This window comes from Marinococcus luteus (genome assembly GCF_900106595.1).
Classification (GTDB): domain Bacteria; phylum Bacillota; class Bacilli; order Bacillales; family Marinococcaceae; genus Marinococcus; species Marinococcus luteus.
Genome location: NZ_FNNC01000001.1, coordinates 566,548 through 584,307, shown reverse-complemented (window position 1 = coordinate 584,307; position 17,760 = coordinate 566,548). Strand labels below are relative to the sequence as shown.

At 50.3% G+C, this 17,760-nt stretch carries 11 protein-coding genes; 5 read left to right on the top strand and 6 right to left on the bottom strand.

What is annotated here, in order from left to right; all coding sequences use genetic code 11:
* Nucleotides 1-3: 3 nt before the first annotated feature.
* The 5 genes from BLV22_RS02850 (at nt 4) to BLV22_RS02830 (ending at nt 12,058) form a co-directional block, all read left to right on the top strand.
* On the top strand, nt 4-327 hold the full coding sequence (locus BLV22_RS02850; protein WP_091611005.1) for a hypothetical protein: 324 nt from the start codon (nt 4-6) through the stop codon (nt 325-327).
* A gap of 145 nt (nt 328-472) precedes the next feature.
* Nucleotides 473-3,970: a helicase-exonuclease AddAB subunit AddB gene (addB, locus tag BLV22_RS02845; RefSeq protein WP_176967622.1), complete on the top strand. Its 3,498-nt coding sequence runs from the start codon at nt 473-475 to the stop codon at nt 3,968-3,970.
* Complete coding sequence (gene addA / locus BLV22_RS02840; RefSeq protein WP_091611001.1) at nt 3,948-7,577, top strand: helicase-exonuclease AddAB subunit AddA; 3,630 nt, start codon at nt 3,948-3,950, stop codon at nt 7,575-7,577. Before addB ends, addA begins: the two co-directional genes overlap by 23 nt.
* A 25-nt stretch (nt 7,578-7,602) precedes the next feature.
* Nucleotides 7,603-8,760 (top strand): exonuclease subunit SbcD, encoded by a 1,158-nt coding sequence (gene sbcD / locus BLV22_RS02835; RefSeq protein WP_091610998.1) that lies wholly within the window; start codon nt 7,603-7,605, stop codon nt 8,758-8,760.
* 1 nt (nt 8,761) lies between these two features.
* Entirely contained in the window at nt 8,762-12,058 is a 3,297-nt protein-coding gene (locus tag BLV22_RS02830) for an AAA family ATPase (RefSeq protein WP_091610996.1), read from the top strand.
* A gap of 128 nt (nt 12,059-12,186) precedes the next feature.
* Here the strand turns inward: BLV22_RS02830 and BLV22_RS02825 are convergent, their stop codons facing one another.
* The 6 genes from BLV22_RS02825 to BLV22_RS02805 form a co-directional block, all read right to left on the bottom strand.
* Nucleotides 12,187-13,389: a CapA family protein gene (locus tag BLV22_RS02825; RefSeq protein WP_091610993.1), complete on the bottom strand. Its 1,203-nt coding sequence runs from the start codon at nt 13,387-13,389 to the stop codon at nt 12,187-12,189.
* Nucleotides 13,390-13,401: 12 nt separating this feature from the next.
* Entirely contained in the window at nt 13,402-13,851 is a 450-nt protein-coding gene (gene pgsC, locus BLV22_RS02820) for a poly-gamma-glutamate biosynthesis protein PgsC (protein ID WP_022792185.1), read from the bottom strand.
* A gap of 2 nt (nt 13,852-13,853) precedes the next feature.
* Nucleotides 13,854-15,053, bottom strand: coding sequence for a poly-gamma-glutamate synthase PgsB (pgsB, locus tag BLV22_RS02815; protein ID WP_091610990.1), 1,200 nt, complete (start codon nt 15,051-15,053; stop codon nt 13,854-13,856).
* 186 nt (nt 15,054-15,239) lie between these two features.
* On the bottom strand, nt 15,240-15,410 hold the full coding sequence (locus BLV22_RS14955; RefSeq protein WP_176967621.1) for a hypothetical protein: 171 nt from the start codon (nt 15,408-15,410) through the stop codon (nt 15,240-15,242).
* A 13-nt stretch (nt 15,411-15,423) separates the two neighbouring features.
* The gene (locus tag BLV22_RS02810) at nt 15,424-17,172 is read right to left on the bottom strand and encodes a gamma-glutamyltransferase family protein (protein WP_176967620.1); all 1,749 of its coding nucleotides are present in this window, start codon (nt 17,170-17,172) and stop codon (nt 15,424-15,426) included.
* A 151-nt stretch (nt 17,173-17,323) separates the two neighbouring features.
* A complete protein-coding gene (locus tag BLV22_RS02805; RefSeq protein WP_218130594.1) occupies nt 17,324-17,647 on the bottom strand; it encodes a CHY zinc finger protein in 324 nt (107 codons plus the stop codon).
* Nucleotides 17,648-17,760: the final 113 nt, after the last annotated feature.

Genomic DNA, 17,760 nt, shown 5'->3' with positions numbered 1-17,760 from the left:
AGTATGAGCAATATTAAAATGGACCGAAAAACAGCTGCGCGTATTAGAAGAGATGGAGGCGTAGTTACGCTGGACCCATTTTATTTTTGGAATCAGAAAAAAGACAAAGGCCCAGTCGATACAGTAGTACAGGTAGGCACACCTGCTGAAACTGCCATGTATACGCGTTACCAGTTTGAAGATATCTCTGTGTACGTCCATGAACGCCTGCAGCTGAAAAAAGAATTGCGCCTATTCCTCCATGGATTCGGTCCGTTCGAACATCTCAACTGCGCCGGAGTGAAACGATTCAGCAAACCACAAAAAACAGCAAATGCTGTTTCCTAATAAGTTAAAAAACGTCCTGGCATCAGGGCGTTTTTTGTATAGAAATTAATTAATTTCACATACTGTATTAAACAAGAAAATAAAAATCTGATATAATAAAACCAAACATATGATCCGGTTTTTAATCCGGCAGAGGAGAATGTTCATGAGCCTACAATTTTATCTTGGGCGTTCCGGGACGGGCAAGTCCACCGCCATGCATCAAGAGATTAATGAAATGATTACCCGTGATCCCAACGGACCGCCGGTAATCGTTATTACCCCTGACCAGATGACTTTCCAGGTAGAACAGCAGCTTGTCCGCCTGTCGGACAAAGGGATGACCAGAGCCCAGGTCTACAGCTTCCCGAGACTTGCGTGGAAGGTTTTTCAGGAAACAGGAGGAGCGGCCAAAACCGCCCTTCAGAAAACAGGCAAACAGATGCTGATTCGCAAAGTGATCAGTGAACAGCGTAAGCATTTTCGGCTGTATGAAACGTCGAGCTATACGGATGGTTTCATTGACCAGGTGGATGAAGTAATTACAGAATGGAAAACTCATAACGTATCCAAAACGGCTATGCACGGTATGGTGGACGAACTGGAAAGCAGCGGAGCAACCGGGGCTGACCGCATTTTGACAGCAAAGCTGCAGGACCTTCTGCTGATTTGGGAAGAGATGGATAAGGTCATCGGTGACCGCTACATTGGAAGTGAAGAGCAGTTGTTCTGGCTGACTGAAAAAGTGGCCTCGTCTGCTCATCTTGCAGAAGCAGTCGTCTATATTGACGGCTTTCACCGGTTCACCCCGCAGGAGCTGTCGGTAGTCGGGGAGCTGCTTCAGTACTCGCAGGAGGTGCGGGTCGCGTTGACGCTCGATGATTTAACGAACAAGGAAGACGTACATCCGGCTCCGGATATGTTCAGACAGACTGCAAAAACGTATTACCAGCTGAGCGGGCTGGCAGAAGAGCACGCTGTACCGGTGAATAAGCCGTACTGGTTTAATGGCGGCGCGACAAATAAGCACGAAGCGCTGCAGCATTTAGAGAGGTTCATGGAAAACCGTTCCTATAAAACGAGTTCGGGCGGAGATGCCATTACGGTTAAAAATGCGGTCAACCGCCGGACAGAAGTCGAGGAATGCGCACGTGATATCGCAGCGCTTGTCCGTGATCATGATTACAGGTATGAAGACATTGCCGTCGTAGCGAGAAATCCGGGGGACTACAACCATATCATCGAGACTGTATTTCAGGATTACCGGGTCCCGGTGTTTGTGGATGAAACGCGTCCGGTGCTGAATCACCCGGTAGTAGAATTTATCCGATCGGCGCTTGAGACAATTGCAGAACGGTGGAGATACGAGTCGGTGTTCCGGACATTCAAAACAGATATGCTGTTTGATGTGCATGAGTCCTGGACGGAAGCGAGAAAACAGGTGGACTTTCTGGAAAACTATGTGCTCGCGCGAAATGTTAAAGAAAAGGACTGGAAAAGCGAAGAACAGTGGGTATACCGATACCATGCCACAAATGTGGAGGAAGACTGGGAGCATAAAGACAACCATGAGATCGAAAGAGATATTCATCAAACACGAATGCGGTTGAGTGCTCCGCTGTTTTCGCTGCAGGCAAGACTGAAAAAAGCCCGTACTGTACGGGAAAAAGCGGGCGCATTGTTTACGTTTTTAGAAGAGCTTCGGATACCGGAAAAACTCGAAATGATGCGTGATGACTGCCTTAGGCATAACCGTCTGGAAATGGCGCGGGAGCATGAGCAGATCTGGGACATGACTGTGGACCTGCTGGAGCAGATGGTGGAGGTTGCCGGCGATGATAAAGCAGGCATGCAGACCTTTCAACAGATGATGGAAGCAGGCTTTACGAAAGCGACTTTTTCGATTGTGCCTCCTTCCCTGGATCAGGTAACTGCAGCTGATATGGAACGTTCACGGCTCCTAGGTATTAAAGTGGTGTATCTGCTCGGCGTAAATGAAGGCATACTTCCGGCTGCCCTCGAAGAAAGCAGCATGCTGCAGGAGTCAGACCGTGCCTGGCTCGAGCAGCAGGGCATTGAGCTTGAAGAAAGCGGGGAGGCAAAGCTTCTAAATGAAAATTTTCTCATCTACCGCACGATGAGTCTGCCCTCCGACAGACTGATTGTCAGCTACCCGATGGCAGATGAAGAAGGGAAGCGGCTGCAGCCTTCAATCGTCATTCAGCAGCTGCTCGATATGTTCCCGGACCAGGCGCCGGTGCTAGTTCAAAACGAACCAGGTGTCTACAATAAAGAGGGACAGCTGCATTTTGTGAATGCTTCCATGAAAACGATGAGCTTTTTGATTGGGGAACTTGAACGCTGTAAGCAGGGAGAGCATGTGGCTGATCTTTGGTGGAGCGTGTACAATGTTTTTGTCAAAAACAACCGTCTGGAAAAACTGACGAAAAGTCTGTTTTACCGTAATGAAGCCGTAGCTCTGTCGAGAGATACGACCAGGGAACTGTACGGGCGGAAAATGAAAACGAGCGTATCGCGGATGGAGCAGTACGAAGCCTGCGCTTTCCGGCAGTTTGCTTCGTACGGTTTAAAGCTCAAGGAAAGACAGCTGTACAAGCTCGAAGCGCCGGATATCGGGCAGCTGTTTCACGCGGCTCTAAAAGACGTAACAAAAGCGGTGTACCGGGACGGGCGGACGTGGGAGGAGCTTTCCGAACAAAACGCCCGCGATTATGCCGAAGAAGCAGTGCATGAACTGGCTCCGGCTATTCAGCGCCAGATTCTTTTAAGCAATTCCAGGCACCAGTATTTATTGAAAAAGCTCGAAGAAACTGTGCAGCGGGCTTCGATGATTCTGAGCCGGCAGGCGAAGTCCAGCCGTTTTTCGCCTATCGGACTTGAAGTAGGCTTTGGACCGAGCGAGGAAATTCCGCCGCTTCTATTTGAACTGGCTGACGGTACGCAGATGGAAGTAGCGGGAAGAATTGACCGCGTCGACCAGGCGGTGTCAAACAGCGGGGTGCTGCTGCGGGTAATTGATTACAAATCCAGTGATAAAGATCTGCGCCCCGAAGAAGTATTTTTTGGCCTGGCGCTGCAGATGCTCGTCTATTTGGATGTGGTGCTCTCCTTTTCCGAAGAATGGCTCGGCACGAAAGCAGATCCGGCCGGTGTACTGTATTTCAACGTACACAACCCTATTATCCAGGCGGGAAGATCATGGTCTCCGGAGGATATTGAACAGGAGATGATGAAGCAGTTCCGCATGAAAGGCATTCTGCCGGACGATCCCGGTATTGCTCAAATGATGGATGAACGGCTTGAGGCGGGCACCGATTCGTTTATCGTCCCTGCGCGTCTGAATAAGGGCGGAGGGTTTAACAAACAATCACCGGTCGTTTCAAAAGAACAATTTGAACGTCTTCGCGGCCATATCCGTGAAAAAATCCGCCACATCGGCGAACAGCTGAGAGCGGGCGATACGAGCATTCAGCCTTTTCAAATGAAACAAAAGAAAGCATGTGACTACTGTGAATTTCATTCTGTATGCCAATTCGACCGCGGGTTTCCGGGCAACGAATTCCGGAGCTTTCGGAGCGGTGGCATGAAATGGGAAACGCTGTTCCAGGAGGAGGAAAACGATGAGTCTGAGGACCATTCCTGAAAAACCGACAGACGCCCGCTGGACGGACAGCCAGTGGGAAGCAATACAGGCGGAAGGATCAAATATTTTAGTTTCTGCCGCTGCAGGAAGCGGGAAAACCGCTGTGCTCGTGGAGCGGGTCATCCGAAAAATTACGCAGCCAGAAGAGCCTGTGGACGTAGACCGGCTTTTGATCGTCACGTTTACAAACGCAGCCGCAGCAGAAATGAAAACAAGGGTGGGCAAAGCGCTCGAGGAAAAATTAAAAGCAGACCCTGCCAACCTGCACATTCGCAGGCAGCTGGCGCTGTTAAACCGGGCATCGATCTCCACGCTTCACTCGTTCTGTATGAACGTTATCCGGACGTATTATTACCTTGTGGATGTGGACCCGCAGTTTCGGATTATGGACCAGAATGAAGGGGCCATGATTCAGGAGGAGCTGCTTGAGGAACTGCTTGAGGAAAACTATGCGGCCGAAAACAACGACGATTTTGTTCTGCTTGCCGACCGGCTGAATAAAGACCGGAGCGACGACTCGCTGCGTGAAGCAGTACTGCGCCTGTTTCAGTATTCCCGGGCACACGCGGATCCGGCGGCATGGCTGCAGGAGGTGGCAGAGCAGTACCGGACAGACGGAAGCAGGTCGATTGAAGAGCTTCCATGGGGACGTGAAATGATGCAGCAGGCAGAAACTTCTCTTGCCGGCGCTGTGCTCAAATATGAAAACGCGATTGCAGCTGCCGGTCAGCCGGACGGGCCGAAAGCAAACCTTGGGCTTCTGCAGGAGGAGCTTGATACGTGCCGGAGGGCTCTCGAAGCCACTACGTGGAAAGACATGCAGCAGACGCTTGCCGGGTTCACCTTTAAAAAGCTGGGCAGCAAAAAGGAGGCGGACGCAGCACCGGAACGGCGGGAACAGATAAAAAACAACCGGGACGGGGCCAAAAAGGTCATTCAGAAGCTTCAGGAGGAAATGGTGGCGGAAAATCCTGAGGATGCGTTGAGCGATATTGCGGCTCTATATCCGTCGGTCCGGGAGCTGTGCCGGCTTGTGCAGACGTTTAGCGAGCGGTACTACCAGGTGAAGCAAAAGCGGGCAATGATGGACTTTTCCGACTTGGAGCATACATGCCTGCAGATTCTGGATTTTGAAGAAGCTTCCGATCATTACCAGGGATTTTTCCAGGAAGTACTCGTGGACGAGTACCAGGATACCAACTTTGTGCAGGAAAAAATCGTCACTCAGCTCGCTTCCGGTGATAATCTGTTTATGGTCGGAGACGTTAAACAGAGCATTTACCGTTTCCGTCTGGCGGAGCCGGATCTGTTTTTGGAAAAATTCCAGCGGTACGGGGAAAGCGACGACGGCGAACGAATTATGCTCGATAAAAATTTCCGCAGCCGGAGGCAGGTGCTTGATGCCGTCAACTACTTATTCCGCCAGCTGATGGATAACGACCTTGGCGGCATTGCCTATGACAGGGAGGCAGAGCTGAAATGGGGCAATGATCAGTATCCGGACATCGGGGACATGGTAACCGAAGTGGCCGTTATCGATCAGGAGGACGTTGCCGACAACGATCCGCAGGCAGCGGAGCTGACCAACGCCCGGGCAGAGGCCCGGTGGATCGCGCAGGCGGTCAGTCATTCGATGCAGAACGGCTGGGTGACCGATCAGGAGACGGGTGAAAAGCGCCGTCCAGTATACCGGGATCACGTGATTTTAATGCGCTCGATGCCGTGGGTGAATGAAATGATGGAGGAAATGCAGGCGTATGGCATTCCAGTCTACGCAGAAGTGTCCGGCGGATATTTTCAGGCGGTTGAAATTCAAATTATGATTTCCCTTCTGCAGATTATTGATAATCCGCTGCAGGACATTCCGCTCGCCTCAGTACTTCGTTCGCCGATTATCGGCTGGGATGAAGAAATGCTCGCAGCGGTGCGGCTGGAGGACAAAAATGCTTCCTTTTATCAGTGTGTAGAACTGGCTGCCGCCGGCACCTCCGGTATGCAGCCCCGGGCCGAGGCGTTTCTGGAACAGCTGGAAGGCTGGCGCAGCCGGTCCAAGTACGAGCCGCTGTCAGAATTCATATGGGCGCTGCTCGAAGAAACCGGCTACCTGGATTTCTGTTCCGGCCTGCACGGTGGTAAACAGCGACGGGCGAATCTTCTTGCCCTTTACGACCGTGCCCGTGTGTACGAATCAACGTCGTTTCGCGGCGTGTTCCGCTTCCTTCGTTTTATTGAAGGCATGAAAAACCGGAAAGAAGACCTGGGCACCGCGCGGGCGCTTGGGGAGCAGGAAGATGTTGTCCGGTTTATGAGCATTCATAAAAGCAAAGGACTGGAGTTTCCAATTGTTTATGCTGCCGGACTGCAGAAAGGCTTTAACGTGCAGGATCAGCGGCAGCCGCTCCTGTTTCATAAAGAGCTTGGCATCGGCATGAAATATGTGGATCCAAAGCAGCGCGTCAGCTGGCCGACACTGCCGCATGCGGCGATCAAACACCGGATGAAAACGGAAAGCCTTGCTGAAGAACTGCGGGTGCTGTATGTAGCGTTTACAAGAGCAGAAGAACACCTGACCCTAGTAAGCTCGATGCAGAAGGTAGAAAAGAAATTTGAAGAATGGGAGCAGAAAAGTGCCCAGGCCGGTAATACCCTTGAACTGCACGACCGCCTTGAAGCCCAGCACGCATTTGACTGGCTGATGCCCGTCCTGTTGCAGCACGCTGAAGTGGATCCGTTAGAGCAGCAGACGGTCAGAAACCGGTCGGACAATTCCTCCTGGAAGGTTCATATTGTACCGGCATCGACCCTGCAGATCGGCTCAGTGCTGGAGGAGGCGCCAGCGCAGGACTGGCTGCAGGCGGTAAAAGATAAAGAAGAGGTGCCCGCGGGTGAGGAATGGGACACAGAAGTCAGGCGCCGCATGTACTGGCGTTACTCCTACGAGGAAGACACCCGTCATGCGGCCAAAATTTCGGTGAGTGAATGGAAACGACGCTCGGAAGATCCCCAGGCTGAACAGCGGCATGCTACCACCTTTACCTCCTCCTATGCACGAAGACCGTCATTTATGATGGAAGAAGCCGTAAGTCCGGCAGAAAAAGGCACTGTTCTCCATATCGTCATGGAGCAGCTTTCTTTTACCGGCGCCCCGGACGAAGAACGGGTGGATCGGCTGCTGCGCAGATTGACGGACGAAGAATACATTACCGCCGCCCAGGCGGAAAGCGTCGATACCGATGCAGTCACTGCCTTTTTCGAAACTGAATTGGGCCGGCGTGTCCTGGCAGCCGAAACAGTCCAGAAAGAAGTTCCTATTACGGCTGGAGTAACGGGGGACGGACTTGAGAACCGGCAGCTGCTTCAGGGGATTGCCGACCTCGTGATACAGGAAGCAGACGGCCGCTGGGTGCTGATTGATTATAAAACCGACCGGGTGCAGTCCCGGTTTCCGGGAAATCCCAAGCAGCAGCAGGAATTTTTGCGGGAGCGCTACCAGACCCAGCTGGACTTATACCGCTCCTCCCTGGAGAGCATATGGGGAACGGCTATACCGGAAGCATACATTTTTGCCTTTGACGGGATGCAGACCATTCCAATGAATGGCCGATAAGAGAAAGAAGAGGAGGCAATAGTTTATGCGCTTACTGCACACCGCTGACTGGCACTTAGGGCGGACGCTTGAAGGGCGTTCGCGTCTCGAAGAGCAGCAGGCAATACTTGATGAAATCATTCAGATTATCGAAGAAGAAAATATTGATGCGGTCCTGATGGCAGGGGACGTGTTTGATTCTGTCAATCCGCCTGCCGCCGCAGAGGAAATGTTTTATGAGGCAATGGCGAGGATGAGCGATAACGGACGGGTGCCGGTCATCGTTATTGCCGGCAATCATGATCATCCGGAACGGCTGGCGGCCTCGCGGACGCTTTTGCAAAAGCACGGCATCCATTTGCGCGGATACCCGGGGATCGACCCGGTGATTGTCCCGCTTTCGGAAGAACGGCTGTATGTGCAGACGCTTCCGTATCCTTCAGAATCGAGGCTGAAGCAGGCATTTATGCAGGAAGCAACAGAAATAGATCTCCGCGATGCCTACAATCAAAAAGTGCAGGAGATTTTTCAGCGGCTTGCAGCCTCCCGGCAGGCGGGGGATACGCTTGTCGGCATGAGTCATCTGTTTATCGCCGGCAGCGATGCCACTGATTCTGAACGGCCGATCGAGGTGGGCGGAGCTTATACTGTAACCGCCGACAGCCTCCCGGAGCACGCAGTTTATACGGCCCTGGGCCATATGCACCGTCCCCAGGATGTACGCGGAGCAGGCGGCCCGGCGAGGTACTCCGGGTCCCCGCTTGCCTACAGCTTTTCCGAAGCTGGGCAGCAGAAGTCGGTGACAATTGTTGACACAAATGACAATCAAAACGAAGCTCGTATTTCCACGATTCCTTTAACGGCGGGTAAGCCGCTCAGCATATGGAAAGCAAGAAACGGGCTCGCGGAACTGCAGCAGTGGGTGGAGGAGAAGCGGGACTGGAATGCGTGGGTGGAGGTGGATGTGTACGTGGAGAACCAGCTGTCCATTGAAGACATTCATGCCCTGCGGACAGAGCATACCGGCCTGCTGACGATTCGTCCGGTATATTCCCGGCAGGAGCTTGACCCCGTGGAAAGCAAAAAACATATCCCCATCGATCAGCTGTTTGAACGCTTTTATGAAAAGCAGTCCGGCGGAGCAGTCCCTGACCCGTCGGTGACCAATCTCTTTTTAGAACTTATTCAGCAAGAGGACGGATAACATGAAACCATTACAACTGCAGATACAAGGACTGCACAGCTTCCGCCAAAAACAGACGGTGGATTTTAAAACGCTTTGCGAAAACGGGGTATTCGGTATTTTCGGACCGACCGGCAGCGGAAAATCATCGCTGCTCGATGCCATGACGTTAGCCTTATACGGAAATGTAGAGCGGGCGTCCAAAACCGAAGGGATCATGAACCAGTCGGAAAACGAGCTGCGCGTCGCCTTTACGTTTTCGCTCGGCCCGTCGGTGTATCATATCGAACGCCACTATAAGCGCACAGGGGAAGCGACCATGGCAGGAAAGCTGTGCCGGTTAACCGATCAGACCGGGGAGCCGGTAGTGCTCGCAGAAAAAACAAAAGCGGTCAATCAGAAAATTGAAGAACTTCTCGGCCTGACCCTCGAGGATTTTACCCGTGCGGTCGTACTTCCGCAGGGGAAATTTGCGGAATTTCTTCATCTCGGGGGCAGTGACCGAAGCAAAATGCTCGAGCGGCTGTTTCATCTTGAGCGTTACGGTAACCAGCTGATTGCCTCCGTCAAATCTCGGAAAGCATCTGCTGAGCAGGACGTACATAACATCGAAGCGGAGCAGCAGGGGCTCGGGTCGGCTTCCGGGGAGGATCTAAAAAAAGCCGGGGAAGAGCACGCCCGCTGGGTTCAGCTCGTTCAAAAGCAGCAGAAGCATGTGGAAGAGCGAAGAAAACAGTACGAAGAAGCGAAACAGAAATTTCATTGGACCGAAGAGCTTAAGCTTCTGGAAGCGTCCATGCAGGAATGGGAAAAATCTAGACATTCGATTGAACATAAGCGGCATACGTTAAAAGAAAATGAAATGTATGAAGCGCTGTATCCGTATGCGGACAGCTTTCAAAAAGCAAGGCAGGAGTCCGCGGAGCAGGAGCACGACTTAAAAGAAAAACAAAAGGCGCACGAAGAGGCAAAACGCAAAAAACAGAAAGCCGGAAAAAAAGCAGAGCAGAACGAAAAACGATGGGAAGAGGAAGAGCGTCTGCTCCAGCAGTGGCATCGCCGGGTCGAGCAGATCGAAACGCTTGAAGCTGAATATCAGCGGCACCATGAACTGGAGAAACAAAAGCTGCAGGAAGTCGAAAAACAGCGCAGGTTATACGAGGAAGCTTCCGATCAGGTGACCGACTTGCAGAATAAAGAGCAGGAAGCGCGGGAGCTGCTCGAAAAGCTCAAGCAGGAATATGCCGATGCCGAACAAGAAGAAGAGCACCTGCCGGATATGGGGGAGGCTTCGTCGAAAAAGCAATGGCTTGATGCCCTTCACCAGCAGCTGAATGAACAGCGTTCCCAGGAAGCTTCGGCTAAAGAAAAATTGGCGGAGGCAGCTGCAGAAACCAATGAGGCAGAAAAAGAACAACAGGCGCTTCAGAAACGTACGAAGGAGTCGGCGCAGAATATCTATTACTGGTATAGCCGGGCGGCAGCGCATATCCGGCTCATTGAGCAGGAGTTAAGGCGTTTTGAAAAAAAGCAGCAGGCCGAACAGAAACAGCAGCTGCATGCGCTCGCAGAAGAACTAAAAGACGGAGAAGCGTGCCCGGTTTGCGGAGCGGTGGAGCACCCGGCACCGGCTGCCAGACCGGAAGAAGCAGCAGAGGGCCACACCGGGGAAGAAATCGAAGCGCTGCGCCAGTGGAAAACCGCCTGGGAGCATACGAAAGTTGGCCTGCAGCATGTGGCTTCGACGCTCCCTTCCGGAGAAGAGCACAAAGAAGAAGATTCTCCGGAGGAGACTGAGGAAAGCCTCGCGTTTGCCCGCTGGGAAGCAGAGATGGAGACAATAGACCGGCTCAAGGAGCAGACGCAGGCATTGAACCGTTCCTGGGAGGAGTGGAACCGGCGGAAAGACCGTCTTTCTGTGAAAGCAGCCCAGCAGGAAGCGGAAGCCAAAGAGCAGGAAAATAAACTTAAACAGCTTGAACAGCAGTGGCAGGAGCAAAAAAAGCAGTGGGAACAGACATTTTCGCCTCTTCGCCTGGATCAGTTTGACGCGGAATACGAACGGGCGAAAGCGCGCAAAAAAACCATCAAAGGTATCCAGGAGCGCATTGATAACGGCCAGAAGTATCTGGAAGAAAAACGGGACGAACGTGCAGCCCGGGAGCGCCATTTCTATGAAATGAAAAGCCGGGAGGCTGTAGCGGCGTCAGAATGGAAGCAGACTACAGAGGCCAGGCAGGAAGCGGAACACAAGCTAAATGAACAGCTTGGAGGCAGAACCAAACAGGAATGGAAAGACGCGGTCGACAAGCGGGAGGATGCGCTTAAAACGGACAAAGAAGAGCTGCAGGAGCTGCAGAGAGAAGCTGAAAGGGAATACGAGCGCACTAAAGCCTCAAGCAGGGAGAGCGCTGAATCACTGCAAAAATCTGAGGCCAAACGGAAAGCGGCTGAAGCCGAGTGGCTCCGCCAGAAACAGCAGAAAGGTTCAACGGTTTCTCCAGAAGAGGTGCTTGCCTATTCGTTATCGGAAGAACAAAAAACAGAGCTGCAGCGTCAGGTGGAAGAGTTTGACACGAAACAAAAAGAATTGCAGTACGAACAGAACCGGCTGCAGGCAAAGCTTCAAAACGAACGGGTAAACGAAGAGGCATTTAATAAAATAGAACAGCAGTACCACGAAGCTTCGGACGAGTGGGATAATTACAAAGAAACGCTCGGTGGCATCAAAGAAAAGCTTGAAGATATCGAACGGAAAGTAGAACGTTATCAGGAGCTCGAACAAAACCGGATCGAGAGACAGGCGGAAAAAGAGCGGCTGGCAGATCTCGATCAGATTATGAAGGGGAGAAAATTTGTCGAGTTTCTGGCTGAAGAACAGCTGGTACAGGTGACAAGAGAAGCTTCCCAGCGGCTGCATGCCTTAACGAGAGGGCGCTATGCCATTGAAGTAAATGAGCAGAATACCTTCGTTATTCGTGATGATGCCAACGGAGGAGTCTATCGCCCGGTTTCCACCCTATCCGGAGGAGAGACATTTTTAACCTCCCTTGCTCTTGCGCTGTCGCTCTCAACGTCTATTCAGCTGAAAGGGCAGTATCCGCTGGAATTCTTCTTTTTGGATGAAGGGTTCGGGACGCTCGATCAGGACCTGCTTGATACGGTGATGGAAGCTCTGGAAAACCTTCACGGGGAATATTTATCGGTAGGGGTTATCAGCCATGTGCCGGACATGCAGCAGCGGGTGCCAAAACGGCTGATGGTTACTCCGGCAAGCCCTGGAGGCAATGGATCAACTATAATGATGGAAACAATGTAACCCCTGAGAAATCAGGGGTTTTTTATAGAGCTAATAAAAATTTCATTTACTGTAATGTAATTGTTTTAAAATCCAAATAAAAAACACCCGCCAGTTTTAAACCGGCAGGTGCACAAGTGTAATTTTTATTAGTTTTGAGTACTGTTCTGGTTGTTATTTTGATTGCCACTCTGCTCCATACTATCAATTACATTGGAGTGGTCTGCTTCAAACACGAGGTGTTCCCCGTTTTCAACGATGGCATCTTTGTTTTGTGTATCCTTCGTCAACTGACGGAAGATCCGCTCACGGTGGAACGCGCTTTCGACCGGGCGGGGTGATGCTTCAAATACCCGGAATGGCTGCATTTCCAGATGAGCCGTACCGTCAGAGGCAAGAGAGTAGTTCGCGATGACGCTGTCTCTCGTTCTTGTCCAGCCCTGGTCAAATACGAAGTTACCGATGGAGTGCATGATGAATGTATCGTTGTATACTTCTGCAGATTGAAGCACGTGCGGATGAGTACCAATAATAACGTCTGCACCAGCATCCGCGATGGCTTCTGTCATTTGACGCTGGCGTGTAGTCGGCGTACTGTCGTACTCCTGACCGAAGTGGACGTTCACAATAACCAGGTCTGCTTCTTCATCAGCTTGCTGCACAGCATCAATGTAGGCACTCGGATCCTGACTTGTCGAAATTCCCGGGGAACTCGGGCCAGCCTGTTCCATATTCGCGTACGTAATATCGTTCACGCCTAGAGCAGCCACATCCATGCCATTGTGCGTACTCATAGTATACCCATGGGCTTCATCATCATTCGAGCCGGCGCCAACCACGTCGATGCTCGAATTTTCAAATGCCTGCAGGGTTTCATTCAAGCCTTCATATTGATAATCCATCAGGTGATTGTTCGCCAAGTTGACAGCGTCAAAGCCGGCGTCTTCCAAACCGTCAATCGCGCCTGATTTCGAAGAAAGGTTAATAATTTTGTCGGCTTCTTCGGTTTCGTCTGGATTATCTACGACCGGGTTTTCAAAATTACCAATCGTATAATCAGCAGCTTCGAGCGTTGGTTTTGCATATTGGAAGAGAGATTCATATCCTTCCTGCTCGGCTACTTCCTCTACGTGACGGCCGGTCATCATGTCACCGACCATGGCAGAAGTAAAGATGGTATCCTGCTCCTGCTCGTACTCGCTTTCAGCAGCAGAGGGCTCTACAACACGGATCAGGGTCATTGCCACCAAACAAATGATAATGCCGAGTACAGCATGTTTGCCAGCTTTTCGCCGCTGGCGTTTGGTATAGGCTAAATACTTTTCTTTGAAGTTTAATAATCGCTTGGCCATATGTAAGAACCCCTAAATTAAGTAGTATAACGTGATGATTACAAATGTCGCAGCGGTAAGAACCAGTGTACTTGCCACGGTAGGGACGACGCCCTGGCGCTGCATCGCGTTTGCAATCAATCCCGGTACGATAACCCCGAGACCACGAAACTCGTATATTTCAAAAGGAAGAATAGGGTAAAAGTAGTCAAAGATTAACTTTAACACAATCCCTGTAGACAACATGGCTGCAAATTTCCGGCGTCCGTAAAGAATCATAATACGGGACAATCCGTGGGCAACAATCAAATACGTTAGAAAACTGATGAGAAAAATCGTTAACAGAAAAACAGGCTGATCAAAAACAATTGCCAAATAGCCGGGCGCAATCAGCCCGGCCGGCATAATTCCTGTCTTTTCTGCGTATATCAAACTAATAATAACTCCTACGACTAATGCGATATAAAGATCTGTACCAAACAATGTTACATGGCCTCCTCGCCGACTTTACTAATGAGTGTCTCCGGTGAATCATAAAGTTTTTCCATAAATTCTTCAGCAGCACCGTGAATGTTTCCAATTCCGAAAATAAGTGAATGGGAAGCTTCCCGTTTCACCCGGGCCAAAATGGCATCTGCATCTTCGCCTTCCAGATTGATAACGGAATTAAATGGCAGTTCGCCCTGATCAAACGCCTGGGTGATCGGCCGTACATTTCCGCCGATAAGAATTAGTTTCTCTGCCGGTAAATACGGCAGAACATACTTTGTAAATTCTTCGGTCCGGTCTACCCGGTCTTCACGGCAGTTGATAATGATCACCGGGTTGTCGGTCATATAGCTTGACGACCGTACGCGTGACCAGATCTCAAGCGTGGACCGGGCATCGTTTGCTGCAAAGCCGTTCACAAAGTGGGAGCGTTTCCGGCTGCCGTCTTCAAGAGTAACGATCCGAAGAGCACCAGGGTCTGGATTGGCATTGAGCATACCGGAAAGGGCTGTACGCTTATCGATGTCGACCGCGCGGGCTACAGCGAGGGCGGCAGCAATGTTTTCCGGGAAAAGCATGTAATCGAATTTGTCGATAAAACCGTCCGGAATTTCTTCCGGGTTGGCAAGGTACACTTCCGTATTTCTTTTTTCAGCTATTTCACTGAAATAGTGGAAATAAGGACCGTTGGACAAAATAAGTTTGCCATTGTACGGAATAGTGGAGCTGAATGCTTCTGCTACGTATTTTAACGTTGGCCCAAGCGTTTCCATATGGTCTTCAAATACGTTTAAAATGACGCTGACGTTCGCCTGAAGAAATTTTTCCTGCAGCACGCGCTGATAGTCTGGATTAATCGCCATGCACTCACTGACAAATGCATTGGACTCAAGATTTGAAGCATGCTTCAAAATCTCTTTCTGCTCCCGGATATTCGGGCCTTCGAGTGAACGCTCGATTGGCTTTTCCGTTCGGTCCCAGTAAATAGTGCGTGCCTGTGTTCCTGTCGTTTTTCCAACTACTTTGTAATCCGCCTCGCTCAGCATCCCCGTAATCAATCGGGTTACTGTTGATTTACCGCGAACGCCGTTTACATTAACGCGGAGCGGAATCTGCTCGATCCTTTTCTGGTGCCGGCGCAGTTCAAAAATGCCTACTGCCGCGATCGCTATACATGAACCGTATAATAATAACATCCGACGCTTTACCTCCTCGGTACTCTCTAATTATTGTCTCCCTTTGAATGTCAAATAACACCAACAGTATTCCATACCCGCTTCTGTCAAGAGTAATCGTCTCATTGCAAGCGTAGAGTGTCTCTCATGTTCAAGAGACACTCCTGCAAACAATGCCTTTACTAAGACGCTAATTTAAGAAAATAGTTACTGTGTATCTGAACTTTCCTGTGTTTCTGCTTCAGGAGGGGTATTTAATGCGTTATTGATTTCGAGTTCTTCTGTCGTAGACAACTCAGCATCCACCTTAAAGAAATACATAAACAGTACTAAAGCAAACAAAAAGAGGTAAGGGCCGATTTTCTTTAAAATGTTCACATTCACTTCTCCTTTACTGAGTCTGAGCAGAGCCTCCACGGCGCTGGTCTATGATGCCCTGCATTTCTTCATCGTCGTAATCTTTAATCAAAGCCGTGACGTTTCCGAAATAGGAAGGACCTTTGTCCGGGGCGATAAAGTAGCGGTCCCCGTATTTGTTATTGATTTCTTCAATAAGCTCAGCATTCTCCGCCTGGTCTCCATTTTCTACTGCCAGTGTTGCCTGGCCTTCCACGACGTCCACAAAGGAACGGTTCGCTGCGAAAGCTTCTTCATAGCTCTGGTCTAAATATTCCATGCGGAAAATGACTTCTGCCATAGCAGCCGGAATGCGTGACCCGCCCGGGGAACCAACACCCATCACCGTTTCTTCCTCCGGATCCTGAATGATGGTCGGAGCAATAAAGCTTCTCGGACGCTTGCCGACTTCAATATTGTTCGGGGAAGACTCCGTTTCATTATAGTTGTTCAACTGGTTGTTTAAAAACATGCCGCCGGACGTCTGTCCGCTGCCAAAGAAATTACCAAGCGTATTCGTAAGGGCTACTGTGTTTCCGTCTTCGTCCATTACGTTAACGTGGGTGGTGCTGGAGTGGGTGATCGTATTTTGTCCGTCGGAAGACTCGTATCCTACTTCGTTTTCGAGCTCTTCTGTATCAAGCCGGTCTTCACGGACACTTTGTGCTAAATCATCGATGGTACCCTCACTCACATATTCCTCAGTGCTGATTTCATTAAACGCCGGATCTCCCAAGTTTTCAAGACGCTGATAATAAGCTTCCCGTGTAATGGCGCTCATGGTGTGAATATAATCTGCTTCATTTCCCTGCAGCGCTTCACCGATATTCAGGCGCTCGCCCATGCCGAGCATCTGGATTAAAGTTACACCGGACAGAGGAGAAGGGACACTGTATACATTCTGCCCTTCAAATGTGCCCTGAGCGACTTCCGGAGTCTGTACATCATACTGCTGCAGGCTCTCCGTAGTTATGTGAGGATGATCTGTTGTCAGCTGCTGGGCAATGGTCCCGTCTGCGCTGTAAAAGCTCTCCGGCCCCTCTTCCTGAAGCGTGCGGAGCGTCTGGGCATACTCTTCCTGTACAAGCGTTTCGCCCTCGCCTAGAGGATCGCCGTCCTCGCCAAAGAAGTCAGGAGAATTTTGTTGATTCAGCCGCGGCTGAGCAAATGCCATGCGCTGAGCCAGGTAGTTATTGATCTCATACCCTTCTTCTGCATATTCGATGGCAGGATCCATAAGCTCAGCGAGAGTGAATTGTCCGCTGCCTTCTTCTTCAAGCAGGGTTTCCATCCCTCTGACAAAGCCAGGAACCGCTGAGTTTAAATCGCGACTAGTGGTGGAAGCTTCCTCCCGGTAATCGTACGTAGCAGGTTCATCGTTTGGTCCATTCATCACGAGAGCTGCACCACCGCCGCCAATGCCGGAACCGTATGGTTCAGTTACCGTCAGGGCGAAGGAGGTGGCAACTGCGGCATCCGCTGCGTTTCCTCCCTGTTCAAGGATTTCCATGCCTGCATCTGTAGCAAGTTCATTATCTGTACTGACTCCGTATCCTTCATAGTCGGAACCGGAGGCTATGTCGCTAGAAGCACCTGAACTGGAATTCGAGTCATTTTGAGCACTTTCTTCTTCTGAACTGGAACCGCTTTGATCGCTTCCTCCAAAATTTGTTACTCCTACGTAGATGAGCAGTCCTGCAACGACTACCGCAGCAAGTATGTACGTTATCTTTTGAGAATTCACGGGTCGGGTCAAACTCCTTTCTGGGTGGTCTGAGTAGTTTTTGAACGTCATTTGACACCGCCTGTGCTTCATCTATTAACGACTTATCTATAATAAAGGCATTTATGTTGAAAAGAAAGGTCAGGAAGACCTAATGGTTTTCAAAAATTTCTCAGCCCTGTGACATCGAAAAATAGATGGAAGCATGGCGCTGGCATCCTGGGTTGAATGCGGCATGACAATTCGGGCATCGATGATCAGCATGAAGATAAGCGGACACGCTCATAGTGTGCCGGCACTTTCCACACAAAACCGCTTCTTCGGAAAATAAAGAAGAAGGCCAGGGTTCTATAGGGTGGCTCTCGCTTTCTTCATGACAGGTGTGGCAACTGTACCAGCGTCCACAGCAATAAAACTTCATGGCAACAATATCGACAGATGTATGATAATGGGCGCATCTTGTTTCTTCATCTAAAGAAACGCCTCGAACTTTCACTTTTGAACAGCTCAAAAACTCATCTCCTTATATTAACACTCTCTGTCGTATTCTAACAGTAAAAGTACAATTTTTACGAGATGTTTTAAAAGTGTGAAAATAAGGTATAATGA